The organism is Methyloglobulus sp., from assembly GCF_040079455.1.
In the GTDB taxonomy this organism is placed as follows: Bacteria; Pseudomonadota; Gammaproteobacteria; order Methylococcales; family Methylomonadaceae; genus Methyloglobulus.
In genome coordinates this window covers 1-26157 of record NZ_JBEBKJ010000009.1, presented here as the reverse complement: position 1 = coordinate 26157, position 26157 = coordinate 1, and the positions used below count along the sequence as shown (strand labels likewise).

General features: G+C 44.5%; 28 protein-coding genes. 10 read left to right on the top strand and 18 right to left on the bottom strand.

All coding sequences use genetic code 11. From position 1 onward, the window contains the following. The first annotated feature begins 99 nt into the window (after positions 1-99). Genes ABL924_RS03695 through ABL924_RS03685 form a run of 3 tightly spaced genes read left to right on the top strand, consistent with a single transcriptional unit; the run spans position 100 to position 3454 of the window. On the top strand, positions 100-318 hold the full coding sequence (locus tag ABL924_RS03695) for a heavy-metal-associated domain-containing protein (RefSeq protein ID WP_349025721.1): 219 nt from the start codon (positions 100-102) through the stop codon (positions 316-318). A gap of 29 nt (positions 319-347) precedes the next feature. Continuing rightward, positions 348-2597 (top strand): heavy metal translocating P-type ATPase, encoded by a 2250-nt coding sequence (locus ABL924_RS03690; protein WP_349025720.1) that lies wholly within the window; start codon positions 348-350, stop codon positions 2595-2597. A gap of 50 nt (positions 2598-2647) precedes the next feature. Next, positions 2648-3454 (top strand): DUF2303 family protein, encoded by an 807-nt coding sequence (locus ABL924_RS03685; protein ID WP_349025719.1) that lies wholly within the window; start codon positions 2648-2650, stop codon positions 3452-3454. A gap of 114 nt (positions 3455-3568) precedes the next feature. Here ABL924_RS03685 and ABL924_RS03680 read toward each other — a convergent pair whose 3' ends face one another. From ABL924_RS03680 to ABL924_RS03615, 14 genes are all read right to left on the bottom strand, one after another. Continuing rightward, positions 3569-4345 carry a TatD family hydrolase gene (locus tag ABL924_RS03680; protein ID WP_349025718.1) on the bottom strand — a complete coding sequence of 259 codons (777 nt, stop codon included), beginning with the start codon at positions 4343-4345 and terminating at the stop codon, positions 3569-3571. A gap of 86 nt (positions 4346-4431) precedes the next feature. Next, positions 4432-4785: a PilZ domain-containing protein gene (locus tag ABL924_RS03675; protein WP_349025717.1), complete on the bottom strand. Its 354-nt coding sequence runs from the start codon at positions 4783-4785 to the stop codon at positions 4432-4434. Between the two features lie 2 nt (positions 4786-4787). After that, a complete protein-coding gene (holB, locus tag ABL924_RS03670) occupies positions 4788-5780 on the bottom strand; it encodes a DNA polymerase III subunit delta' (protein ID WP_349025716.1) in 993 nt (330 codons plus the stop codon). Further along, positions 5771-6406, bottom strand: coding sequence for a dTMP kinase (gene tmk / locus ABL924_RS03665; protein ID WP_349025756.1), 636 nt, complete (start codon positions 6404-6406; stop codon positions 5771-5773). The genes holB and tmk overlap by 10 nt, the downstream gene beginning before the upstream one ends. Beyond that, a complete protein-coding gene (mltG, locus tag ABL924_RS03660; RefSeq protein ID WP_349025715.1) occupies positions 6406-7401 on the bottom strand; it encodes an endolytic transglycosylase MltG in 996 nt (331 codons plus the stop codon). The genes tmk and mltG overlap by 1 nt, the downstream gene beginning before the upstream one ends. After that, positions 7391-8224: an aminodeoxychorismate lyase gene (gene pabC / locus ABL924_RS03655; RefSeq protein ID WP_349025714.1), complete on the bottom strand. Its 834-nt coding sequence runs from the start codon at positions 8222-8224 to the stop codon at positions 7391-7393. The genes mltG and pabC overlap by 11 nt, the downstream gene beginning before the upstream one ends. Positions 8225-8262: 38 nt before the next feature. Beyond that, positions 8263-9507 (bottom strand): beta-ketoacyl-ACP synthase II, encoded by a 1245-nt coding sequence (gene fabF / locus ABL924_RS03650; RefSeq protein WP_349025713.1) that lies wholly within the window; start codon positions 9505-9507, stop codon positions 8263-8265. Positions 9508-9601: 94 nt separating this feature from the next. Further along, complete coding sequence (gene acpP, locus ABL924_RS03645) at positions 9602-9832, bottom strand: acyl carrier protein (protein ID WP_349025712.1); 231 nt, start codon at positions 9830-9832, stop codon at positions 9602-9604. A 142-nt stretch (positions 9833-9974) separates the two neighbouring features. Then, positions 9975-10703 carry a 3-oxoacyl-ACP reductase FabG gene (gene fabG, locus ABL924_RS03640; RefSeq protein WP_349025711.1) on the bottom strand — a complete coding sequence of 243 codons (729 nt, stop codon included), beginning with the start codon at positions 10701-10703 and terminating at the stop codon, positions 9975-9977. Further along, positions 10696-11646 (bottom strand): ACP S-malonyltransferase, encoded by a 951-nt coding sequence (gene fabD, locus ABL924_RS03635; RefSeq protein ID WP_349025710.1) that lies wholly within the window; start codon positions 11644-11646, stop codon positions 10696-10698. The genes fabG and fabD overlap by 8 nt, the downstream gene beginning before the upstream one ends. 14 nt (positions 11647-11660) lie before the next feature. Next, a complete protein-coding gene (locus tag ABL924_RS03630; RefSeq protein WP_349025709.1) occupies positions 11661-12629 on the bottom strand; it encodes a beta-ketoacyl-ACP synthase III in 969 nt (322 codons plus the stop codon). Next, positions 12626-13654, bottom strand: coding sequence for a phosphate acyltransferase PlsX (gene plsX / locus ABL924_RS03625; RefSeq protein ID WP_349025708.1), 1029 nt, complete (start codon positions 13652-13654; stop codon positions 12626-12628). The genes ABL924_RS03630 and plsX overlap by 4 nt, the downstream gene beginning before the upstream one ends. 85 nt (positions 13655-13739) lie before the next feature. Then, on the bottom strand, positions 13740-13922 hold the full coding sequence (gene rpmF, locus ABL924_RS03620) for a 50S ribosomal protein L32 (protein WP_349025707.1): 183 nt from the start codon (positions 13920-13922) through the stop codon (positions 13740-13742). Next, a complete protein-coding gene (locus tag ABL924_RS03615) occupies positions 13903-14439 on the bottom strand; it encodes a YceD family protein (protein WP_349025706.1) in 537 nt (178 codons plus the stop codon). Before ABL924_RS03615 ends, rpmF begins: the two co-directional genes overlap by 20 nt. A gap of 655 nt (positions 14440-15094) precedes the next feature. On the opposite strand from ABL924_RS03615, the gene ABL924_RS03610 reads away from it, so the two are divergent. After that, the gene (locus ABL924_RS03610; protein WP_349025705.1) at positions 15095-15334 is read left to right on the top strand and encodes a VPEID-CTERM sorting domain-containing protein; all 240 of its coding nucleotides are present in this window, start codon (positions 15095-15097) and stop codon (positions 15332-15334) included. A gap of 133 nt (positions 15335-15467) precedes the next feature. Next, a complete protein-coding gene (xrtE, locus tag ABL924_RS03605) occupies positions 15468-17102 on the top strand; it encodes an exosortase E/protease, VPEID-CTERM system (RefSeq protein WP_349025704.1) in 1635 nt (544 codons plus the stop codon). Positions 17103-17134: 32 nt separating this feature from the next. Here xrtE and ABL924_RS03600 read toward each other — a convergent pair whose 3' ends face one another. The 4 genes from ABL924_RS03600 to ABL924_RS03585 all read right to left on the bottom strand — a co-directional run bounded on the left by ABL924_RS03600 (position 17135) and on the right by ABL924_RS03585 (position 21871). Further along, a complete protein-coding gene (locus tag ABL924_RS03600) occupies positions 17135-17875 on the bottom strand; it encodes a DUF2231 domain-containing protein (protein WP_349025703.1) in 741 nt (246 codons plus the stop codon). A gap of 81 nt (positions 17876-17956) precedes the next feature. Further along, complete coding sequence (truA, locus tag ABL924_RS03595; protein WP_349025702.1) at positions 17957-18760, bottom strand: tRNA pseudouridine(38-40) synthase TruA; 804 nt, start codon at positions 18758-18760, stop codon at positions 17957-17959. A 67-nt stretch (positions 18761-18827) separates the two neighbouring features. Further along, on the bottom strand, positions 18828-19316 hold the full coding sequence (locus ABL924_RS03590) for a L,D-transpeptidase (RefSeq protein ID WP_349025701.1): 489 nt from the start codon (positions 19314-19316) through the stop codon (positions 18828-18830). 65 nt (positions 19317-19381) lie between these two features. Then, on the bottom strand, positions 19382-21871 hold the full coding sequence (locus ABL924_RS03585; protein ID WP_349025700.1) for an Rne/Rng family ribonuclease: 2490 nt from the start codon (positions 21869-21871) through the stop codon (positions 19382-19384). A 510-nt stretch (positions 21872-22381) separates the two neighbouring features. Here ABL924_RS03585 and rluC point away from each other — a divergent pair. The 5 genes from rluC to ABL924_RS03560 all read left to right on the top strand — a co-directional run bounded on the left by rluC (position 22382) and on the right by ABL924_RS03560 (position 26041). Next, the gene (gene rluC, locus ABL924_RS03580) at positions 22382-23344 is read left to right on the top strand and encodes a 23S rRNA pseudouridine(955/2504/2580) synthase RluC (RefSeq protein WP_349025699.1); all 963 of its coding nucleotides are present in this window, start codon (positions 22382-22384) and stop codon (positions 23342-23344) included. Continuing rightward, a complete protein-coding gene (locus ABL924_RS03575; protein ID WP_349025698.1) occupies positions 23328-23978 on the top strand; it encodes an HAD-IA family hydrolase in 651 nt (216 codons plus the stop codon). The genes rluC and ABL924_RS03575 overlap by 17 nt, the downstream gene beginning before the upstream one ends. 9 nt (positions 23979-23987) lie before the next feature. Next, positions 23988-24965: a signal peptide peptidase SppA gene (gene sppA, locus ABL924_RS03570; RefSeq protein WP_349025697.1), complete on the top strand. Its 978-nt coding sequence runs from the start codon at positions 23988-23990 to the stop codon at positions 24963-24965. Between the two features lie 133 nt (positions 24966-25098). Continuing rightward, positions 25099-25353 (top strand): PepSY domain-containing protein, encoded by a 255-nt coding sequence (locus tag ABL924_RS03565; protein ID WP_349025696.1) that lies wholly within the window; start codon positions 25099-25101, stop codon positions 25351-25353. 22 nt (positions 25354-25375) lie between these two features. After that, complete coding sequence (locus ABL924_RS03560; protein WP_349025695.1) at positions 25376-26041, top strand: response regulator transcription factor; 666 nt, start codon at positions 25376-25378, stop codon at positions 26039-26041. Positions 26042-26157: the final 116 nt, after the last annotated feature.

The following is a 26157-nucleotide window of genomic DNA, read 5'->3' as shown; positions in this document are numbered from 1 at the left end:
TATTCAATGGCTACTTACCAGAGAGTTGTTTGTGAACATAGTACCCGCTGTTAACGGGTTGTGATATAAATACCTTACACAATCTTATGGAGATGAGAAATGACTGAAACCACATCATTAAAAGTAACTGGCATGAAGTGTGGCGGCTGTGAAAACAATGTCGCCACGAAATTAAAGACCTTGGCAGGAGTAAAATCAGTGATGGCCTCAAGTAAAAGTCAAGAGGTTAAGGTCGAATTCGACGCAGAACAGACCAGCCTTAAGACGATTGCACAAGCAATTACTGACGTAGGGTATACGGTAGTTGACAATATCTGATTGATTTCTCACAATATCAAGGTGAAGCCATGAGTACAGAACCAGCCGCCGAAGTAACAGTAGACGAAACAAGATTATCCATCATGGGTATGACTTGCGCGGGTTGCGTGAGTGCCGTTGAAGGCGCATTGGCTACTGTGCCGGGAGTGGTGTCGGTCAGTGTGAATTTTGCCGATCATTCTGCGATGGTCAAAGGCCATGCCGACCCTGGTTTATTGAAACAGGCTGTGGTTAGTGCAGGTTACGATGCTGCGGTTATGGAAGGGATGGAAAATCCTGAAGAACAAGAGGCTTTTGAACGACAACACTATCGCAGCTTGATGAAAAAAGCGGCAGTAGCAGGGGCTTTCGGCACTTTTCTTATGGTGGCAGAGCATCTTGCCTGGTTGCCCGAAATAGGTTCGGTAGCAGGACTTTGGATTTGGCCGGAAATTGCCCTGATTACCTTAGGGGTAATGATCTATTCCGGTTTGCACTTTTATCAAGGCGCAGCTAAAGCACTGAGTATGGGGCAAGCCAATATGGATACCCTGATCGCCTTGGGCACAGGTTCTGCATGGCTATTTTCCTGTATTGTGATTGATTTTTCAGGTGTTTTGCCGTCATTGGCTAAACATGCGTATTTTGAGGCTGCGGTCGTCATTCTGGCTTTTATCAACCTAGGAACAGGCTTGGAAACGATGGCGAGAGGACGGACTTCCGGCGCGATCAGGAAGCTCATCGGCTTGCAACCGCGCACCGCCCGTGTCATGCGGGATGGCAAAGAAACTGACATTCCCATCGAAGAAGTCGGTTTGGGCGAGACGTTGCGGGTTAGGCCGGGCGAAAAAATTGCCGTCGATGGGGTGTTATTTGAGGGGCATTCAACTGTCGATGAATCCATGTTGACGGGTGAACCTATACCAGCGGAGAAAACCGTCGACAGCGAAGTTGTCGCTGGGTCTATCAACCAAACTGGCACGTTCCTGTTTAAAGCCACCCGTATCGGACGAGATACCGCCTTAGCGCAGATTATTAATAGCGTTAGACAGGCGCAAAGCAGTAAACCCGAAATTGCCCGTCTGGTCGATAAAATCTCCGCCGTGTTTGTACCGATAGTGGTGTTGATTGCTATATTAACCTTCGCGCTTTGGTATTATTTTGGCCCCGTGCCTTCCCTGGGCTATGCCTTTGTCACTTCTATGACCGTGCTGGTGATTGCTTGCCCTTGTGCATTGGGGCTGGCAACGCCGATTTCAGTGATGATTGCTGTCGGCAGGGCGGCGCAATCAGGGATATTAATCCGCCAAGGTGATGCTCTGCAAAAAGCAGGGCAACTAACCTGCGTTGTTCTCGATAAAACCGGAACGATTACTGAAGGCAAGCCTGTCGTATCAACTGTAAGGCACGCTGCTAAATTTGATGGCGATTCTGTGTTGGCCTGGGCAGCCAGCATAGAATCGGGTTCGGAACATCCCTTAGCCGCAAGCATACTGGCAGCCGCGGAGCAAAAACAGCTCAAGTTGGAAAAAGTACAAAAATTTGAAGCCATTGCTGGGCATGGTGTTGTGGCGACCATCAACAAAAGACCGGTATATTTTGGCAACCGCGCTTTGATGAAATTAAAAGGTATTGATGCCAGGAACTATGATGAACAACTCGCAGAATTGTCAGCTTTAGGACAAACACCCATGTTGCTTGCCGTTGATAATACAATTGCCGGCATTATTGCCGTGTCAGATCCCATCAAAAAAGATTCCGTCTATGCCGTACAGCAACTGCAAAAGCTAGGTATCCGTATTATAATGGTGACTGGCGATAATAATATCACCGCTCAAGCTATCGCAACACAGGCAGGTATTGGCGAAGTCAAAGCGCAGGTACTGCCTCAGGATAAGGCCACCATTATCAAAGAATTACAACAGCAGGGCGAGATAGTCGGCATGGTAGGCGATGGCATTAACGATGCACCCGCATTAGCACAAGCCGACGTGGGCATAGCTATAGGTACAGGTACGGATGTCGCGATTGAAAGTGCCGACGTGGTTATATTGCAAGGATCGCTACTGAAAGTACCTGAAGCCATTGCCTTATCCAAAGCTACTGTGAAGAACATCAAACAAAACCTGTTCGGCGCATTTTTTTACAACACTATTAGTATTCCCGTCGCCGCCGGAGTTTTGTACCCAGTCTTTGGTATTTTGCTCAACCCCATGATAGCAGGGGCGGCAATGGCAATGTCATCATTAACGGTGGTTGCTAATGCTAGCAGATTGCGTTGGCTTAAGTTGAGTAGCTGATGGCATTTTTTACAGACCGATACGTATAAAATTTAACAACAGGATCAATCATGACAACCACAGACATTCAAGTTGCAAGTGTAGAGGGTAAAGAACTGGCAATTGAATCGAAAATAATAAATGGAACTCCGATAGTAGTGATACCTGTAGGTTTTCAAATTACTCAATTTGATGACTTACGTGACAAACCAAAACGCGTAGAGCAAACAATACGACACAATACGGCTGACAGCTTTATCAGATATTACCAAGAATTTGCTACCGAAAATTCGGCAATTTTTCTGGACACTGACACCAACACATTCGTGGCTATTTTCGATTACCATAAAACAGACAAGCCCGAATGGTGCAGCCATAAAGCAATTTACACGCTTAAGCCGACATCGGAATGGACAGCGTGGAAGGAAAGCGATAGGCGTTCCATGCTGCGAGAAGAATTCGGGCAATTTATAGAGCGTAACCTAGAAGAGATAATCGACCCACAAAACGAACACCTTATGGATATTGCCGCGAGATTACAATCCGATGCCAGACTCAAATTTAACAAAGCCACACACACAGAAAACGGGCAAGTCGTATTCCAATACCATGAAGAAATCGAAAATGGCAAAGTAGGGCAGGTTGGGCAACTTAAAATACCGAATACGTTTTCAATAGGGCTTAAATTATTTGAAGGTGGCGAAGAATATCGAATTAACGCTCTATTTAGGTATCTTGTAAAAGACGGTACTTTGCTTATTTGGCACGAACTTATCAGGCCGCACAAAATTGTCGAAGCTAACATTAAAGATACTCGTGAGCGGATTGAAGCGGGTATGAATGTAGGGTCGTTTTTTGAAGCGCTTGTGCCTCTGTAAGTTTAAATAACTTGATCTTAGTAAACTATCAATATCCAGAATACCGTATTGACGGTGTCCTCCAGGACGACTGGGTATTATTTAACATAATATACATTATGCGAACTATATTATTTAGCGTTTAAGTTTAAACAACCTTCGGAAATTTTCGGTGGACTGATTTGCGATGTTACTAAACGATGTGTCTCGTAATTCAGCGATATGTTCCGCAACATAGCGAACGTAAGTTGGATAATTAGGTTTGCCTCGATGAGGCGCGGGAGCTAAGTATGGTGAATCAGTTTCAATCAAGAAACGATCAAGCGGTACTTTTTTTGCCACGTTTTTAATTTCTTTGGCATTATTGAATGTCACGATACCTGAGAAGGAAATATAAAAATTCAACTCTAATGCGCCTAGTGCAAACTCCCAGTCTTCGGTAAAGCAATGGATAATACCGCCGACTTCTGAGGCATTTTCTTCTCGTAAAATTCGTAATGTGTCTGATTTGGCTTCGCGGGTGTGGATGATTAACGGTTTTTTTAACGCTTTTGCCGCGCTGATATGATTCCTAAAGCGTTGTTGTTGCCAGCTCAAGTCGCCTTCGCTACGAAAATAGTCAAGACCTGTCTCGCCTATGCCAATTACTTTGTCTAGCTGTCCTAAAGCGATAAGTTCATCAACTGTTGGATCTTTACCATCCTGCACATTAGGATGAACGCCCACTGTTACCGATATTTGCGGGTAGTTGGCTACCATAGAAAGCATGTCGGGATATGATTCCAGGTCGATAGCGATGGTCAGTAAATGTTCAATCTGGTTATCGCTGACTGCATCCATAAAGTTTGCAAAATCATTCTGATAAGGTGTCAGATCAATACGATCAAGGTGGCAATGAGAGTCGATTAGCATTTAAGAGTATTTTGTGTTTTTTGGTATTAACTCAGGCTTGATCGTTAAAAGTCAAGCTGCAAGGAGGCACTAGGGGTGTGATTACTTTACATGGTATGTGTTGAGCGGTCGGAACCTAACGCCCCCGCAAGATAAGTTTCTATCTTATTACGCGCCAAACCACCGTCTTGATCGCTAAACTGAACGCCAATGCCGCATATCCGGTAGCCCGATGAGCCTACAGGGGTTTTCCAGATCACTTTCCCTGCAATGGGTAATCTCTCTGGTTCTTCCATCAGATTTAGCAACATAAACACTTCTTGCCCCATTGCGTATTCACGGTCAGTCGGAATAAATAAGCCACCGTTAGTCACAAACGGCATGTAAGCTTGATATAAGGCGTTTTTGTCTTTAATAGCGAGCGACAAAATACCTTGTCTGGGGGCTGGTGCTTCTGCCATTGCTAAATTCTCCCGTTAATTTGTTGCCATTGTACTAAAATTTCTTCAATCATTATCTGGAAATTAATTTGAGTACCTAAGCGTTGGCGGCTAATGATGAGTAAGTCATACCACTTATAAAGGTGCTTTAAGTCTAGTTGCTGTGACAATTCTTGCAAAGGTTTGATGAGATCTTGGTTGCATAATTGTTCTCGATTAATCTGGTAAGTACATTTAATCAAATCAACCACCCAGGATATTAGCCAGTTTATTAATTCTATTTCCGGCAATTTCTGCCATTTTTCTGAAATTATCGCTGGATGATTGGTCTGTTTTGCAATCGTTAACCAGTCGTTAAAGCAATCCGTGCGTTGCTTTAGGAGATCATGGTTAGTGAGTTGCTGGGGCTTTACTATTGATCCTTTAAGCAAATTGACTAGCGTTTCTTGATTATCGTCGATGCCCTGGGCTTTCAACCAATCGTAAAGCATCGGTTTCTCAGGAAAAGTTATCGAGAGTTTTTGACAGCGGCTAATAATGGTTGCCGGTAATTTATTCGGTTTGTCTGTTATTAGGATAAAAATAGTGCGCTCAGTCGGTTCTTCAAGGCATTTTAAAAATGCGTTTGCGGCTTGCCCCGTCATAACATCTGCTGGATTGATGATGGCCACTCGGTGAGTATCGAATTGTGGCTTTAAATAAGTATCGGTAACGAGCTGTCGAATTTGATTGATGGAAATGGATTTTTTGTCATCGTCCGGTTTTATCTGATTTAAATCGGGATGGGTATCGGCTTTAATTAACAAACAACTGTTACACACGCCGCAACACTCGCCATTATCTTGTGGATTTGCACAAAGCAAGGAATAGGCAAATCGGTTGGCTAACGTGTGTTTGCCTAGTCCACTCGTGCCTGTAATAAGTAAAGCCTGTGGTAACCGTTTTTGTTTGATATAACTGTAAAGGGAATCCCAGTTTTTTTGCTGGCTGGGGAATACGCTATGACTTACGGACATAGCAGCAAAGGCTTTAAGTTTTCAACAATCGCTTTTTGTACGTCGGCTAAGGCTTGATCTGCCTTGATTATTTTGATCCGCTCCGGGTATTGTTGAGCCTGCTGTAAATAAACTTGCCTGACTTGTGTAAAAAAATGCACGTGTTCTGACTCAAAGCGATCTAACTGCCCTCCCCTATTTTTTGCCCTAGCCATGCCAGTTTCGATAGGTACATCGAGCAATAAAGTTAGATCAGGCCTTAGATCATCTTGTACGAAATTTTCTAGCCATTGGATAGCCTCTAAAGGCGTACTTCGTCCACCGCCTTGATAAGCATACGTGGCATCGGTAAAGCGGTCGCACAACACCCAATGACCTTGAGCCAAGGCAGGTTTTATCACATACTTAAGATGCTGCGCCCTGGCGGCAAACATGAGCAAAATTTCGGCATGGGCAGTTACTTCTTCACCATCACTATGTAGCAAAAGCCCTCGTATTTTTTCAGCCAGCTGAGTGCCACCAGGTTCCCGTGTGACGACGACAGGAATGTTTTGGCTTAGTAGATAATCTTTGATGAACGGCACATTGGTAGTCTTCCCTACCCCTTCACCACCTTCCAGCGTGATAAATTTTCCTTTGGTAGTCATCATTTTCTATGCTTCTGAAAGTTATTAACGGCCTTGTTATGTTCAGCCAAGGTAGGTGAAAATTGATGGCTACCATCACCTTTAGCCACAAAATACAGGTTATTGCCTTTATCGGGATGCAAAACGGCATGTATGGCATCTCGTCCGGGCATGGCTATCGGTGTGGGCGGTAAACCTTGGATTACGTAAGTATTGTAAGGTGTTGCAGTGCTTAGATCTTTCACCCTGATGTTGCCCTTGTACTTATCACCCATGCCATAAATGACGGTGGGATCAGTTTGCAACAACATGCCTTTTTCAAGTCTGCTGGTGAATACTCCAGCAATCATTGGACGCTCATGTTTTGCGCCGGTTTCTTTTTCCACAATGGAGGCCATAATAAGTGCTTCGTATGGAGATTTATAGGGGAGATTGGCTTCTTTGCTTTGCCATTCCTGATCTAATACGGATTGCATTTCTGCATACGCCGTTTTTAATATCGAAACATCCGTAGCATTTTTTTCAAAATGATAAGTATCAGGAAAAACCCAGCCTTCGGGATTGCTTACACTTATCCTTAATAACGAAGATAGCTCTGCAACAGTTTCTTTTTGCAAGGTTTTGTTAATATTAGGATGCTTGGCTATTTCTAGCAAGATTTCCTTTAAACTCCAGCCTTCTGGAAAGGTAATGGTGTATTTTTTCGCCCTGCCCTCAGCAAAAATCGTCAATATTTGCGGTATTGTTAAGCCAGGGGTTAATTCGTATTCACCTGCTTTAAGATTGTTAGTTACGCCTTTTTGGAAAGCTATCGCTTTAAACCAGAAGGGTTCAATTGCTATGTTTTGCGCAAGGAGTTTTTGAATGATTTTGCTAAACGAATCGCCTTTTTCTATTTCAACGACTAGCTTGTTCTGGACGGCTGGCTTGTTTAATGCGTTGTTATAGCTTACTCCTAAGCCGATCAGCAATGCTAATAGGATAACAAGAATCCCCGCCATTATGTTACGTCGCATCAACGCACACCTGTTCTTTGCTATGCACTAACCAAGTTTGGAGCTGGCTAGTCACATTGCCAACAGTAAAGCTTACATTTTCTATCTGCCTGATAGGCCAAATGCCGATAATAGCGTTGCAGACGAACACTTCATCGGCGGCGAGTAACACGTCCTTGTGATAGTCATGCTCGATTAAAGTGAGCTTATGTTCGGCTATCAGAGCCTTAATAATACCCCGCATGACACCTGACACGCCTGATAACGTCAGCGTTGCGGTATAAATAATACTGTCTTTCACATAAAAAATATTGGTCATCGTTCCTTCAATCACATGGTCGTTGATGTCCGATATTATACCTTCTTGTATCGTAGGATCATCCCATTCGGCACGAGCCATGATTTGTTCCAAACGATTGAGGTGCTTGACACCTGCCAACGCAGGATTTAAGCCCAAACGGGTATTACAAAAACGCGCATTAATGCCCTGTTCGGAGTGGCTTTTAGGATATTCGGGGAAAGGATGCAGGCTCACGACGCGGGTTGGCTGGATAGCTTCTGGTTGTCGATAACCTCGACCGCCAACTCCACGTGTAATAATTATTTTGACTACGGCTTGTTTAGAATCTTTACAAATGTGATGAATTTCATCAGTAAGTTGTTTTATATAGGGTTTGGGGATATTGAGTTTGCAACAATCTGTACTCAACCTAAGTAAGTGTTGTTCCAAAAACACGGGCTTTCCATCTACAATTTCAATGGTTTCAAATAAGCCGTCACCATATTGAAAGCCGCGATCATTAACCGCAATGTGATCAGTTTCTACTCCATTTATCAGAATCATGGCAGAGTCGATCACATAGTTTGTGATGGCTTTAGTGCTTATTCAAAGCGCTTAAACACTAATGAACCATTAGTGCCGCCAAAGCCAAACGAATTGGACATGGCGACATCAATTTTCATATCCCGAGCGATATTCGGAACGAAATCCAGGTCGCATTCAGGATCTTGGTTGTCTAAGTTGATAGTTGCTGGGGCAATTTTGTTTTTGATGCTTAAAGCCGTCAACACCGCTTCAATACCACCCGCCGCGCCCAGCATATGACCGAGCATGGATTTAGTTGAACTGATAGCCACTTTATAAGCGTACTCGCCCAAGGCGGTTTTCATCGCTTGAGTTTCACCGAGATCACCTGCTGGAGTCGATGTGCCATGTGCATTGATATAATCTACGGCTTCAGGGTTCAGTCCAGCATCGCGCAAAGCGTTCCGCATACAGCGAGCAGCGCCCTCCCCGCCTGGTGATGGCGTGGTCATATGGTAAGCATCACCGCTCATGCCATAACCTACCAACTCAGCATAAATTTTAGCTCCCCTTGCCTTAGCGTGTTCCAGTTCCTCAAGAACAACAACACCAGCACCGTCACTCAGGACGAAACCATCCCTATCCTTATCCCAAGGGCGGCTCGCGGCCTGCGGGTCATCATTACGACGCGACAATGCTTTTGCCGAAATAAATCCGCCCATAGCTGTGGGTGATGAAGTACAACGTTCTGCGCCACCTGCTACCATCACGTCGGCATCGCCGTATTTAATCAATCGGGCGGCATCTCCGATATTGTGAGTTCCGGTTGCACAGGCAGTAACAATCGCAAAATTAGGCCCTTTCAAGCCATATTTGATCGAAAGGTTACCGGAAATCATGTTAGTAATATTGCCAGGAACGAAAAAGGGTGAAATCCTTCGTGGCCCACTCTTATCGTAGACTGCATAACATTCTTCTATGCCCGTAATGCCACCAATACCTGATCCAATAGCAACACCAATACGTTCGGCATTTGCTTCGGTCACTTCAATGCCAGAATCGTCTATCGCCTGGCAACCCGCAGCAAGGCCGTAATGGATAAAACCATCCATACGTTGGGCATCTTTGGCTGGGATATACTGTGTAATATCAAAGTTTCTTATCACACCGCCAAAAGTCGTCGCAAATGGCGATATATCGAAGGAATCTATGCCACTAATACCGCTGCGACCATTAATAATGCCCTCCCAAGTTTCTGATACCGTGTTAGCAAGAGGTGTTACAGCACCCAATCCGGTTATGACAACTCGACGACCGCTCAATGTAATAGTCCGTATGAAAAAAAGTTAAGGTGGGGATAAGGAGGTGGTAAAACTAGTGGATGAACGGTGATCGTTCATCCACTGAAAATCAGGTTTAGGCGTTTTTTGTTACATAATCAATAGCTTGCTGAACGGTTGTGATTTTTTCAGCTTCATCGTCTGGGATTTCACATTCAAATTCTTCTTCAAGAGCCATGACGAGTTCAACTGTGTCCAGAGAATCAGCGCCTAAATCGTCAACGAATGACGCATCGTTAGCGATATCTTCTTTAACGCCTAATTGCTCTGCGACAATTTTTTTAACTCGTTCTTCAATATTACTCATAATTATATCCTCAATCAATGCAAGCTTATTCTTAATATTCAGAAACTTGCAATGTGGTGGTGTTAGTTTTACTGGAAATCCCGTCTCCGGCATTTCCAGACGGCGGGGGAATTATACTTGATATTGCGATAATGTCACAATATTAAGGCATGTATAGGCCGCCGTTTACATGAAGAGTTTCCCCTGTAATGTAAGCGGCTCCTTCTGAGGCTAAAAACGCGACGGCATGGGCAATTTCACTGGCTGCACCCAACCTTGACAAAGGTATGGAAGCCAACAAAGAGTTTTTAATGTCGTCGCTCAATTCTTTAGTCATATCCGTATCAATAAAGCCAGGTGCAACAGTATTAATGGTGATATTACGTGAGCCGACTTCCTTTGCCATCGACTTGGCGAACCCTATCATCCCCGCCTTAGCTGCGGCATAGTTGGCTTGCCCAGCATTGCCAGTTACACCGACAACAGATGAAATATTGATGATGCGCCCAGTTTTCGCTTTCATCATGCCGCGCAACACCGCTTTGCTCATGCGAAACACGGATGTCAGATTAGTGTTAATGATGTCATTCCATTCATCATCTTTCATCCGCATTAATAAGTTATCTTTGGTAACGCCAGCATTGTTGACGAGTACCGTTGGCGCACCAAAGCTATCATTCACTGTTTTGATGACGGCTTCAATGGATTCCGCATCGGCGACATTAAGTTTTAGGCCTTTGCCATTTTGGCTGAGATAAGCTGAGATAGCTTCTGCACCACTGTCTGTTGTTGCGGTTCCAACAACAAAGAAACCGTCTGCGACCAGTTTTTCTGCAATTGCCTTGCCGATACCTCGGCTTGCCCCTGTTACCAAAGCGACTGGTTTAGTCATTGAGTTGCTCCAATACTTTATTTAACGTCTCTGAGTCATAAATTGCTAAGTGTTCAGCATCTTTGGCGATACGCTTGTCCAAGCCCGTCAATACCTTGCCTGGGCCGCACTCTACAAAAACGGTCACGCCTTTATTGTGCATACGTTCGATGGTTTCTACCCAGCGCACGGGCTTATATAGCTGTTCTTTTAAGGCATTGCGGATAACTTCCGGTGCCGTGTGCGATTCCACGTCAACATTATGGATTATGTGCATTTTCGGTGCGGCTAGGGCAATATCCTGCATGTATTCATCAAGTTTGGCCGCAGCCGATTCCATCAATGCACAGTGGGAAGGTACGCTAACAGGCAGCAACAATGCCCGTTTAGCACCAGCCGCCTTTGCTGCCGAAGCCGCACGTTCTACTGCCGCCTTGTGTCCAGCAATTACCACTTGGCCTGGCGAATTGAAATTGACTGCCGAAACAACTTCCGTTCCAGCAACACTGGCGCATATCTCTGTCACTTGATTATCGTCTAACCCCAAAATAGCAGCCATAGCGCCCACACCCGCAGGTACTGCATCCTGCATGAGACACGCCCTTGCACCAACCAATTTGACTGCATCTTCAAAAAACAATGCCCCTGAACATACTAAAGCAGTGTATTCGCCCAGGCTATGCCCCGCTATCCAGGCCGGACGGATGGGGCTGTGTTTGCACCATACTTCCCATACCGCAACACCCGCAGCCAACATAACAGGTTGGGTATTTTGAGTCTGATTAAGCTCGTCCTCTGTACCCTTTGAAACGAGATCCCAAAGGTCGCGTCCTAATACAAATGATGCTTTATCAAAGGTTTGTTTAACTTCTGGATAGCTTGCCGCCAATTGGGTCAGCATACCCACGGATTGAGAGCCTTGCCCTGGGAAGACAAATGCCAGATTTTTTTGTTGTTTACTCATGGATGTGTTACTAGTTAATATCTGATAAGCGCGGAACCCCAGGTGAACCCTGCACCAAATGCTTCCAATAAGATTATTTGTCCGCGTTGGATACGTCCATCACTAACACCTTCGTGCAAGGCAAGCAGCACAGATGCAGAAGACGTATTGCCTTGTTCTTCCAAGGTGACAATGACTTGATCCATAGACATCTTCAGTTTTTTTGCGGTGGCTGCAATAATCCTGATATTAGCTTGATGTGGAACCAGCCAATCGACATCGGATTTTTCCATGTTATTGGCTTCCAGGGTTTCATCGACAATGCGTTCCAAGGTATTGACCGCCATCTTAAAAACTTCATTGCCGCGCATACTGATGTACCCAGCTTCATGCTTATTGACTTCGGTTGCAGCTTGCGGGTTGGGACAATAAAGCATGTCCTCATAGCCGCCATCGGAATAGATGTGCGTTGATAACACACCCGCTTCATCAGATGATCCCAGCAATACAGCCCCTGCCCCATCGCCAAACAAGATGCAAGTGCCTCGATCTGTCCAATCAACAATGCGTGAACAAATTTCAGAACCAACGATAAGCACGTTTTTGACTGCACCCGTCTTGATATATTGGTCGGCAATGCTCAACCCATAAATTGCGCCGGAACAAGCCGCCTGGACATCAAAAGCTACGCAATGTTTGATTCCTAACCGGTGTTGGAGTAAACAAGCCGTGCTTGGATAAACTCGGTCAGGCGTTCCCGTGGCGACAATGATTAAGTCGATTTCATCTGGGCTGATTTGGGCAGTGTTTATCGCTTGTCTTGCGGCGATTTCACCCATGCTCGAAGCTGTCTCGTTTGCACCCGCTATACGGCGGCTTTTGATGCCCGTACGTTCGTAAATCCAGCTATCGGAAGTGTCAACCGTTTTTGAAATATCGTCGTTGGTGCGGATTTCTTCAGGCAAGTAGCCACCTGTACCTAGTACTTTTGCAAAACGGGTCATGCGCTTTTTCCCAGGGTCAGGGATTTTTCTACCTGTTCGCTTATCTTTCTGATAACATCTTGTTTCACTTCAAGTTCTGCAAGTTGGATAGCTGTTTTGAAGGCTAGCGCATCCGCGCCGCCATGACTTTTGATGACCAATCCTCTAAGCCCCAAAAAACTTGCACCATTATATAGCCGAGGGTCAATTCGATCTTTAAACGATTTAAGGACTGGATAAACAATTAATCCAGCCAGTTTGGTGAAAATACTTTTAGAAAACGATTCTTTGAGTAAGGTGCTAATCATTTTTGCTGCACCCTCTATGGATTTCAGTGCAACATTACCGACGAAACCATCGCAGACAATCAAATCCACCTCAACATTCCCCGCATTAAGCGAATTACCTTCGACATAGCCAATGTAATTCAGGGATGATTTTTCCAGCAATTTTGCCGCAGCCTTGACCTGCTCATTACCCTTTACGTCTTCTTCACCGATATTCAACAAGCCAACTTTGGGGTTTTCAATATCCTCAACTGCCTTGACCAATTCATTGCCCATGACGGCAAATTGGTAAAGGTGTTCTTCCGTACAATCGACATTTGCACCCAAATCAAGGACATGGGTATGACCATATATCGATGGAAGGGTAGAAATAATGGCTGGGCGGTCTATGCCGGGAATCATTTTTAGTACAAACCGAGCGGTCGCCATCAATGCGCCAGTATTGCCGGCACTAACACAAGCGTCTGCGCGGCCTTCATGAACTAGATTAATAGCCACCCGCATTGAAGAATCTTTTTTATTTTTCAATGCTTTGGATGGCGATTCGTGCATTTCAACCTGCTGCGAGGCATGCTGAATGACTAGCCTTTCGTGAGCGGCAGATTGATTTTTTGCTAAATGCTGATTGAGAATAGTCTCATCACCAACCAATATCAACGTTAAGTCTGGATTGTTTTTTAAACATTCCAAAGACGCAGGCACAGTCACCTCGGGGCCGAAATCTCCGCCCATTGCATCTATCGAGATCGTCAAACTCACGCTTAAGAAGTGCTCCGATATAATTAGCTTAGGATAAGTTAATGTAAGCTTGCTAACAACACGCTAAAGCAAAGCAGTAGAATAATTAATCTTCAACATCCGTAGTTACGATTTGACGGCCTTTGAAAAAGCCATCGGGCGTGACGTGGTGACGCAAATGGGTTTCGCCTGTCAATGGGTCTTGGGCTAATGTCCTTGCGGTTAAGGAATCGTGGGAGCGGCGTTGGCCGCGTCTTGAACGTGATACTTTACTCTTTTGTACTGCCATTGGTGGTCTCCAGTTTTTTTAAATTGGCTAATATGGAAAAAGGGGTTTCTTTTATTGTTTCAACGGTTTTGAGTACCGGCTTAGGCTTATTATTAGGCGTATTGGGCTCTGCACAATCGTCTTGGTGTTTAGGAATACTGGGTAAAATAAGCAATAACTCATCTTCGACGATATTCACGAGAGGGATTTTGCCTTCTTCAATGAGCAGTAAAGGTTCAAAACCTTCAGGCAAATCATTTGCTCGCTCTAACGAGCTAACAACACCTAAATTAATATCGCTACTTACAGTCCATTCCAAAGGCTCTAAGCATCTTTGACACTTTAGCGCCAGAACAGCAGAAATATGGCCATCAATCGTAGCCAGCCTACCTTTCCTGCCAAAAAATAACTTAACGGAAATATTGCCGGCATCATTAGACAACAAATCAGCTACCCGCTCTAAGCTGCTGACAGGCAATTCTCCTTCGATATTGGCATTCCTATCGGCCAATAATAAAGGGTCTATGAATTTGGGCAAGTGAGCTAGCATAACCGTAGGATAATATAGATAAACGAGGATTTCGTCAAATTTACAACTTAACCCTATCCGAAAGAAAGCTTTGAGCGTCTCAAATTACATCAGGCCAAAGGATGGATTTCAGAAGTCATTTCTGAAAAAATTTGTGGCTATCTTTCGCCAAGACATCTAAAAGATCGAATCAAGGTCAGGAGTTCTCTAAACGCTCATCACCCAAAGCAGAAACAACAAAGGTTGATGCCTATAAGTAGAATGAATTTATCTCTATTCCGACTCAACTTAATCCAAAAAGGCATTTAAAACTCCTTTTAAGTTTGGTCGACTAATCTGATGCGGTGTAGTCGCTACACCGCTAAACCCCTTGGTCAATTTTCAATCGGCACAGATGATCAGTTTTCGATCGCACCAACAGGCAGATACTTGTGTAGATACCTATGCTCCCAGAGGGAGAAGGAGTTTTTTGGATTTATTGAAAATAAAAATGACAGACTTATTGCTTAATCTAAAGTCTATTTTCAAGCTTTTTAAGCGTAATTGCCTTGCGACTTCAAGAGGTTTTTTTCTCTTGTGTAAGCCGAAAAAACGTGCTAGATTTTCACTGCTGTAAAGAATTTTTGATCTGTGCTGTTGATTACAAAACTTGAGGTTAGCGAACATGAAAATACAACTGACATTTACAGCCATTGCAGTGGGCTTATTGCTCGCATCGAATATTGCAATGGCTGATAAGGATAAAGGTAAGGACAAGGGCGGGCATCGTACTGAAGTCCGAGAAATATCTGGCAAACGTCCTAAATTTCCAGAAATATCTATTGCATCTGGAACCAGCGCGATTGCACTGCTTGCAGGTGCTTTATTATTAGTAGGCGAAAGGTCTAGATCTCGACGTTCTTAAAATTGCTCCATGCCACACATAAAGGCCGAATCAGACTATTAAGAACTGATTCGGCTTTTTGCTTTTAGAGGAATTTTTTTCACATTACGATTAGTTTCCTTAATTCTTGAAAAGCATTCACATACCAACAATCTTGGATAGGTCAACATTTCGACACCTCTTTTTAGTAGCGATTCTGTCCATTGAAATCACTGCAATAACAGCATGTTATGAAGTTCCCGTCCTACTTTACTATAACAATAGCCTGTCGGCGTGGTTATTTGATTTCTCCAAAGATTACTGGCAGGTAGCACTTTGGGTGGTTGGTGCTTGCTTCGTCATCCTTACTCCACATTACAAAACAGTCTTTGACCAGTTATTCATGCAGTCGCAAGGCTACCGCTGGCCAGTTTGGCTAACGCTGCATCTCTTAAGCTTTGCCGCATTCGCAACAGTCACCTCACTGATTTTTGAAAAGCCTGCCAATCCTCTCCATCTAACAGCACTCTGGTTCTCAGCTTGGTTTGCGTTAGCAAGTGCAACATTCATTCTATGGGTATTAGCATTAGCTCCAAGCAATTTTTGGTTAACCCTTATTCGTCAAAAACGCATAGAATTGCTTGTTGGCGTTCTCCTTGGCATTTGCGCCTGGATGCTAATTGGAATGCTTGCTCGGCAAGAAGCCCCTCTCGCCCAAAAAGATCTTTGGTTTTTTTTATCGGGACTCACACTTCAAATCGTCCATAAACTGCTTGGCTGGTTCTATTCCGACCTTATCTATGAGCCTGAGTCATCCGTGGTAGGAACGGTGTCTTATTTTGGCGAAGTCACTTACGCCTGTTCGGGCATCGAAGGTGTCTCCCTTATCGCCGTATTTCTGGCTGTTTACCTCTGGTTATTTCGCAAAGATTTACGTTTCCCTCAGGTCTTATGGCTTTTTCCCTTGGGTATGCTGGCAATATGGTTAGCCAACGCAGTTCGTATCGCTATGCTGATTGCCATCGGTAGCTCTTTTTCTCCCGAAGTGGCAGGGATGGGTTTTCATGCACAAGCCGGCTGGATAGCCTTTACCCTGATTTCACTTGCTGCAATAGCTTTGTCACACCGAATGCGTTTTTTTACTGCTTACCCATCCAAGCTTGTGATTGATACACACAGTAACTCTCTAGCCACCGCCTTGCTTGTTCCACTGCTGGTTCAAATGGCTGCCTTGATGATAACATCGGCTTTTTCAAGTGGATTTGACTTCCTCTACCCCATAAGAATAGGGATTATTACTGCCGTTCTTTTTTGCTACCGTAAAATTTACAGCAAATTAGTTTGGACATGTAGCTGGCAAGCACCAGTGATAGGCACTTTGGTATTTATAATATGGATGCTTCTAGAACCCAATGATAACAACAGCGGAATGGCTTTATTGCAAAGCCTTGAAAAACTGAGCGGTGGATGGGCGGCAGTGTGGTTGGTTTTTCGCGTGTTCGGATCAGTTGTTATAGTTCCGATAGTCGAGGAACTCGCCTTTCGCGGTTATTTGATCCGTAAGCTGAGTGCAAAAGACTTCGAAAATGTACCCGAAGGTCATTTTTCATGGCTATCTTTCCTTCTTTCTTCATTGTTTTTTGGGCTGTTGCACGACCGCTGGTTTGCTGGAATATTGGCTGGCATGGGCTATGCCATTGCCCTCTACAGACGCGGACATCTTGGTGATGCCGTCGTAGCCCACATGACGACCAACGCACTTATCGCTATCTTTGTCCTTACTCAGGGAAGATGGGCGTTATGGGTATAAAATAAAGACACCATGAAAAGTTTCTGATTACGTCAGTGAGAGTGATGATGGCCACCATGCGAGTGGCTGTGTCCATCATGGTTATGCCCACCGTGTTCATGGCCGCTGTGGTTATCAGCATTATTGTTAGATTCAGGATTATCTTTTTTATGCTCCGGCTGCATAGAAGCGTCTTCTGGCTTAATTCCTGAGTTGGTGGATGCGGCTTTGACAGATACGCCATACTGGTAAACCATTAAGCCGCCTAAATCTGCTCCCAATGATAAGAGTACACAGAGGAATCCGGCCAAACAAAGAAATATCGTATTACCGCTTTTTGAATGCAATCCCCATTGTTTTAACCGCCACGCGGAAAGAAAGAGTGATAAAGAAAGTACGGCGATGCCAATATGCTCATGACGCTCCATAATCTCATGTACGTCTTCTCCATGCTCGACAGAATCGGCTGCAAACAATCCTGCCACAACCGTAAATGCGGCAGCAATCGTACCCACATACAGCAAGCAGCTTGCTACATAGCGCAATTTTTCTTTTTTGGTTACCGTGCCAAAAAAATCAAATAGAAAAAATGCGGTAAATAATGCAATGGGGTAGTGTACAAACAGGGGATGGATGTTTTCCAACCCCGCAATTCCTGGCAGTATTGCAGAAAACATTTCTGGTGGCGTTTTGCCTGAAAGTCCCTCGATAAACACGAGTAGGCTCTCGACGTTAGCGGCAACACCGCCTCCCATTCCCCCGCCGTGTATTTGAAAGGATAAAAAATTGGTCATATTTATCATGTATTAGGTTATAAGAAATAAATCTACTCGATTAACTGTAAATTGCAAGCAAGGAGGCCACAAAACGGGGATTTAGTTAAAACGCTTGGCATCTTCCGGTAATTTAAGAAACGCAGGATGCTTTGAAATTCCATAACAATCAGGATAATAAACCGACTCCAAATACAAGCCATAAGGTGGGGCTGTTACGCCGCCAACAGACCGTTTTTTGGCGGACAGTAGCGCCAGCGTCCAATCTTCTGCTTGCTTGCCCACGCCTATATCTATTAAGACACCGGCAATATTTCTGACCATGTGATGTAAGAAAGCGTTCGCACAGATATGAATAATAACTTTGTCGCCATCCCGGGAAACCTCAATAAAATGCACAATCCGCACTGGGCTTTTTGATTGACAGCCTTGCGCCCTGAATGAAGAAAAATCATGACTGCCAAGCAAGTGTTGTGCGGCTTTATTCATTATCTCGGCATTCAACAGGTGATAGCACCACGTTGTCTGTTTGCCTAGCAACGCCGACTTGACCTTCCTATTCAGAATTACGTAACGATAGAGTCGAGCAATAGCACTATACCGCGCATGAAAGCCATCTACTGCTAGCTTAACCCAAGTAATCCGTATCGCATCCGGCAGATTACTGTTGCCCCCTAACAGCCAAGCATCGAGTTCACGTTCTACGTTGACATCAAAATGCACCACTTGTTCCAAGGCATGAACGCCAGTATCCGTCCTGCCCGCACAAATTACGGTCACGGGATGATTAGCCACTTTCGATAAAGCTTTTTCCAATTCACCTTGTACGCTAGCTAAATTGGTTTGCCACTGCCAGCCGAAAAAACGACTACCGTCGTATTCGATCCCTAGAACAATACGTGCCATTTATTTTTTTAAGATGAACATTGAGGTCTTTGGGCTGGTTTTGTTACACGGTTTTGCAAATACATAATTACTCGTGAATGTAGACCTTAACGCCAGTTTCCACAGACTCAAACAGCTCTAACATGTCTATATTTTTCATGCGTATACAGCCATGCGAAGCCGGAGAGCCAATCATCGCTTCATCCGACGTGCCGTGTATGTAGATGTATCGCCAGCAAGTATCGACGTTTCCGTAGCGGTTTCTACCTGGTTCCAAGCCACCTAGCCACAAAATGCGGGTTAATATCCAATCGCGCTGAGGATAAAGCACGCCCAGTTCATTGCTATAGATTTCACCAGTCGGTCGCCTGCCTTTAAACACCGAATTTATTTGCTGGCCTGAGCCAATTTTTGCCCTGACGCTATGCCAGCCGATAGGCGTACACTCGCTTCCACGCTGTTCACCTGCACCATTTTTGGCGGTGGAAACAGGATAGCTTCGTATTTCCTTACCGCCATCAATAATGGTCAAACATTGCTCTGAAATCGAAATATCCAGAAAGAAATCTGCGATCATGATATCGATTACCTAGGCTAGTGGTTATTCCAGCTTAGCAAAAACCTTTTTTAATCCAATACTACTTAAGATTCATTAGCTGAATCTGGTTTAGGTGTCACGGTTAGGCTGACATTCTCTGGGGCAGTATTTGAAGCACTCGCTTGAGACTCCGATCTACCGTCTCTTCCCTGACGATTGGCGAATTCAGCGGCATAAGACGGTGCAGAACTTGCCTGAGATTCGCCAGAAAACTCCCTGGTCGCGCCTTCAGCATTATTGCCGTCCTCGCCAGTAGCATCAGGTTTCTTGTAATTGGGATTGCGCGGTCTTCTGCGATTGGGCCCACGTCTAGAATTACTTCGTTTATTCTCAGAACGAGGCGAACTCTGCTCATCATTACTCGAAACCGATTCTTCTGTGTTGGCAATAACCACACTTTCACTTATGACTTCTTGCTTAGGTAAAAAAGTTGGCGTTGCTGTTTCTGCCACATTAACAATCGAGCTGGCATCAATATCTTCCACAGAAGGTGAAGCAACATTTCGTTTGAAATCTTTGATGGGTTCTTGTCGCCGATTCGGGTTTTGATTCGGATTCGGTGACCGCGTGGCATCTTGCGGCATTGCTGCCCTTGATTCCTGCCCCCTAGGAGGACGGGCATTACGTTGCGGTTGTTGTCCTCTTGGTGCGCCACGACCAGGATTAGCGTCTTTGTTCGGATTCTGGTTTGGATTTTGGCTTGTTTGGTTCGAGTTAGCACCTTGACCTCGCCTATTATTACGCGGTCTCGCTTGCCGATTTTCCTCACCCGCGCCAGCATCTCTAACAACCTGGGACGAAGAATTTTGTGCTTTTATATTTGGCTTAGTTTTAGCTTTTTCTGGCTTTGTGCCAACCAATTTGTGCCAGAAACGTTTAATCAGGCTGGCTGACTCATTCTTGTTTTGTACAGGCGCGGGTGCTGGTGAGTCATGCAAAAATTCTTTGATGACGGCTCTATCACTTTTGGGTTTTATCTGTTGGGCAAACTCAGGAATCGAAATATCTTCAGCTTTTATTTGCACATAACTGGGCTTATCATCAGTGCCGCCCTCTTTTTCTCTGATACGGTCAATATCATAAGCGGGAGTTTCTAGGTGTTTGCTAGGCAAAATGACGATGCCAACTTTTAATCTCTGTTCAATACTTTCTATCGCACTGCGTTTTTCATTCAACAGAAAAGTGGCACATTCAATCGACAAATGCGCGATCACTTTTTCCGTGCCTTTTTTCATGGCTTCTTCTTCGAGCAAGCGCAATACGGAAAGCGCGACCGATTCTACGTTACGGATTGAACCTTGGCCTTTACAGCGCGGGCAGGTGATTTGGGTGGAATCACCCAAAGATGGCCGCATACGCTGCCTGGACATTTCCAACAATCCGAAACGTGAAATCTTGCCAGTTTGAATTCGGGCACGGTCAATTTTCAGGGCATCCCGCAAATGATTTTCAACCGTACGCTGATTTTTGTTGGACATCATGTCAATAAAATCAATAACAAACAGGCCACCTAAATCCCTCAACCTGAGTTGCCTGGCAATTTCATCTGCCGCTTCAAGGTTGGTATTGAACGCAGTCTCCTCAATATCACTACCCTTAGTTGCGCGTGCCGAGTTAATGTCGATGGACGTTAACGCTTCGGTATGGTCGATAACGATAGACCCACCCGATGGCAAGGACACATCCCGACCATAGGCGATTTCAATTTGCGATTCAATCTGATAGCGATTAAATAGAGGGACTGCATCCTGATACAACTTCGCTTTAGGCAGCAAGTGCGGCATGACCTGCTTCATGAAATTTTGGACGAGCTTGAACGACTCTTCATTATCGATCAGAATTTCATCAATATCGCCCCGCAAATGATCCCGTAAGGCGCGAATAATGACATTGCTTTCCTGAAAAACCAGGAATGGTGCGGCCTGTTCTGTCGATGAGCGTTCGATAGCATCCCACAATTGCAATAGGTAATTTAAGTCCCACTGCAATTCTTCGGCATTTTTACCGCAACCTGCCGTTCTGACGATAAGCCCCATCGTCTCAGGTATTTCAAGGCTTGCCATGACTTCGCGCATGTCGTTGCGGGTATCGCCTTCTATGCGCCTGGAAATGCCTCCTGCTTTCGGATTGTTAGGCATCAGCACCAAGTAAGTGCCCGCCAGACTGATGTAGGTGGTTAGCGCAGCACCTTTGTTGCCCCGCTCTTCCTTTTCGATTTGGACGATGATTTCCTGACCCTCCTTAAGATGGTCTTTGATAGCGCTACGGCGCACCTCACCTTCGGTTTCGTCTTGGGCTTTGAGATTGATGGGAGAAATTTCTTTGAACGGCAAAAATCCGTGTTTATCGGCGCCATAATTAATAAATGCCGCTTCCAGACTAGGTTCTACGCGGGTGATTATGCCTTTGTATATATTGGATTTTTTCTGTTCTTTTGAAGGTACTTCTATGTCAAAATCATACAATTTTTGACCATCTACCAAAGCCACCCGCAATTCTTCAGCCTGCGAGGCATTGATAAGCATTCTTTTCATTCTATTTCCTTTTTATGTACTGCTCCAATAATCAGAATTTACTGATTCAGACTGGTTTAATCGTCGCGCCTAGCTAATGCGCCAAAATTTAGGCTTTCGTTGTCCTATGTGCATTTATAGGTTTTTAGGCATAAATGACTTGCTGTTTGGTATCCCGACCCTAATGTGAGCCTTATGGCTTAGTAGTGTAATGAGATCAACGATGGCTACGCGTAGTGGTTAACTAAGCAATTTGTTCTTTCAGTCGTTAGTGTAAAATCTGTCGTTGGACAGGATTTAATAATTCATTCGTCATGGGTGAATGACCAACCCGAAATTCTTTGTGGATGAGGCCTTGACATTATTTTTATAACTTTCGTTCCTCACCGACTCACTTTTTGCTAGTTTCATGATGGAAACCCTAGAGAGCCTTCTATTTTTTTACTTTATAGCAAGGTTAATATAGCAACCTTATTGCTTTTCATCAATTTAATCCATCAATTAAGGCAAACTACTGGTATTATTTAAGCCATGGATACCGACCAACAAAGCCCAACACCCCAGGTTCAATGGGTAGAAATCACCGAAGACAATAGCGAGCAAAGGCTAGATAATTTCCTCATTACCCGCTTGAAAGGCGTTCCCAAAAGCCGCATTTACCGCATAGTCCGTAAGGGTGAAGTCAGGGTCAATAAAGGTCGGGTAGACGTGAAATATCGCTTAGTTATCGGCGATATTGTACGAATTCCACCGGTGCGTATGGCAGAAAATACTGATGGTGATCTGCCCGTCAGCCGAGGTTTAACCGACATCTTGCAACATAATGTCTTGTTTGAAGACGAATCGTTATTAGTCGTTAACAAACCGTCAGGCTTTGCCGTACATGGCGGTAGCGGTATTGATTCAGGCATTATCGAAGGCTTCAGAAAAATAAATCCTGAGCAACGCTTCCTCGAATTAGTGCATCGGCTGGATCGAGACACTTCCGGCTGTTTATTAATCGCCAAAAAACGCAGTGCCTTGCGCCATTTACATGAGCAATTTCGTGATGATACCGTCACCAAAACCTATTTAGCCTTGCTGTCAGGACAATGGGCGCGAAAAAAACTGATTGTAGATCAACCTTTGTTAAAAAATGTCAGCAAAGGCGGCGAACGGATGGTGGTTATCAGCCAAGCGGGAAAAGCATCTGAAACTTTATTCCGTCGGTTAAAGCTGTTTAAAGATGCAACTCTGGTCGAAGTCTCTCCTAAAACCGGACGAACCCATCAAATCCGCGTCCATGCCGCTTATCTAAGCCACCCGATTATTGGCGATGACCGTTATGGTTTTGATGATGTCAACAAAGTCTTTAAAAATCGGGGCTATAAAAAAATGTTTCTGCATGCAGAAACTTTACAATTTAAACACCCCGTTTCAGGCGAAATTGTAAAAATATCCGCTCCATTACCACAACAATTTATTGATTTTACTAAAAATGAAGAACCGATTTGATGTAATTGTATTTGACTGGGATGGCACCTTGGTCAATACCATTGATTGGATAGTCCATTGCCTACAAAAAGCAGGGGAACAATGCGGTTACGTAATTCCTGAGCCACAAGCCGCCAAAGATACGATAGGTTTATCCATAGAAAATGCAGTGCAGGCTTTATATCCCAATGCTGATACCGCTACCAATCATAAATTAGTCGCCAGTTATAGTCAGACCTATTTCTCCAAACAACTTACTCAGGATGATTTTTTCCCCGGCATTTATGACATGTTGATACATTTGAAAGAGTCAGGCTATCAACTTGCCGTCGCCACGGGCAAAACCAGGGCGGGTTTGACGCACGCATTGGCAGCCACAGGCACGGAAAGCATCTTCAACATTACCCGCTGTGCTGATGAAACCGCATCAAAACCCAACCCAAAAATGTTGCATGAAATCATGCACCATACTCAAGCAACGGCTGATCGTACCTTGATGGTTGGCGACTCCATCCACGACCTGCAAATGGCACGTAACGCCAATGTGCCTTCAGTCGGCGTTGCCTGCGGTGCAAACAGCCGAGAATCCCTACAACAATATGATCCTTTGCTATGCTTGCAGCAAGCAACGGAATTACTGACTTTTATTTCTTAAGGTAAATTGATGGACAACCAATCAGACAATCAAGTTAACTCGACCTCATCTGGCAAAGTCGGCTGGGAACGCGAACTCGTCGAAAAACTGGCCTTTGCTGCCGTCACCGAACAAAGAAGGTCACGGCGCTGGGGGATATTTTTTAAGCTACTGATGTTTGGATATTTACTGGCAATCCTCGCTGTTACCCTATATCCCAAATTCAAAAAGGACATGGGAATAGGCGGAAAAGGACATACTGCCGTGATCGACTTAGTGGGCATAATCGCAGAAGGTCAAAATGCCAATGCAGACAGCATTATTGAAAGCCTCAGAAATGCGGTGAAAGACAAAAATACCAAAGGCATCATTATAAATGCCAACTCGCCCGGTGGCAGTCCCGTGCAATCAGCTTATGTGTACGATGAAATCAAGAAGATAAAAAAAGAACATCCTAGTCTACCTATACACGCCGTCGTCAGCGATATTTGCGCGTCCGGTTGTTATTACATAGTTGCTGCAACTGACAAAATCTATGCCAGCCCCGCCAGTCTTGTGGGTTCTATCGGCGTAATAATGGATGGCTTTGGCTTTGTTGAAACCATGCAAAAACTGGGTGTAGAACGCCGTCTAATAACTGCTGGCGCACACAAAGCGATATTGGATCCCTTCTCCCCCGCCAAACCCGATGAAAACCAGTACATGCAGAACTTAATCAACCAAGTTCATCAGCAATTTATAGGTGCAGTTAAATCCGGCAGAGGCGCTCGCCTTAAAGAAACGCCTGATATGTTTTCAGGCTTAGTTTGGACAGGTGAAGAAAGCGTTAAGCTGGGCATTATTGATGCGATGGGGACGCAAGATCATGTCGCCAAAGACATTATCGGCGCAGAAACATTAGTCGATTTCACCCAACAAGAACGATTGGTTGACCGCATAGCGGGTAAGCTGGGCGCATCTTTTGGAGCAGGCATCAGTAATTTGGTGCGGGAATGGTCGTTACACTAAGGAAATTGATTCCACTAAAGTTCAGTCTGCATTCAGGGTATTCGGCTACACTAGCCTCGCCTGATTTAAAAGCTATCAGAACATTCGAGATATATTTCAGAAAAAATAAACCGATGACTTTAACAGTGTACTTATGAACATACTGATTAAATTACTGATATTAATAGTCTTATCCAGTGTGTGCCATGCCTCCGAGAATCTTAACGTCGCACGGGTGAGCCTGGATGAAGCAACCCGACAAATTCTCAGGGAAAGCAATAAGCGGGTATTAGGCGCAACGACTGAGATTATTGATGGCAGAGAAGTCCACATCATCAAGGTACTAACCCCAGATGGCCGTATACAGCATTATAAAATCGACGCAGAAACAGGCGCGTCGATTAGTTGACGGTTTTCACTAAGGAGAAACCATGCGAATTCTTGTAGTTGAAGACGAAATAACACTCTGCAAACAAATTCATCAATATCTGGAAGATAAAGGTTTTGCTGTCGATACGGCTAACACAGGTAAAGATGGCTACTACATGGGCAAAGAATACCCTATTGATGCAGCAGTTATTGACCTTGGTTTGCCCGATTTTTCAGGCATTGAGCTTATCAAACGGCTAAGAGAAGATAAAGTTAAACTACCTATTCTTATCTTAACCGCCCGCAGCCGCTGGCAAGAAAAAGTAGAAGGCTTGGAAGCAGGTGCCGATGACTACCTCGTTAAACCATTTCATTATGAAGAGCTGTTGGCAAGGATCAATGCCCTCATTCGCCGATCAGCAGGACAAGCGCACCCCGTGCTGACACATGATAATATTGCATTGAACACGTTAACTCAGGAAGTTTTGGTTTCAGGCGAAAAACTGGAGTTAACTGCGTACGAGTATAAGGTGCTGGAATATTTAATGTTCCGCAAGGGCGAACTGATTACAAGAACCGTTTTGACATCGCATATTTATGATGAGGAATTTGACCGTGACAGCAACGTTATTGAAGTTTTCATTGGTCGCTTACGAAAAAAACTAGATCCCGATGGCAGTCGTAAGCCTATTGAAACCTTACGTGGCAGAGGATACCGCATATCCTAATAATCCAATTAACTCACTGAGAGTGTTTACATAAAGATACATTTTGGCTATAGTAACTTCCTTAATCCAAAGGAGGCGCGGCTATGGCAATCTGTAAACATTGTGGTGTTGAAGAA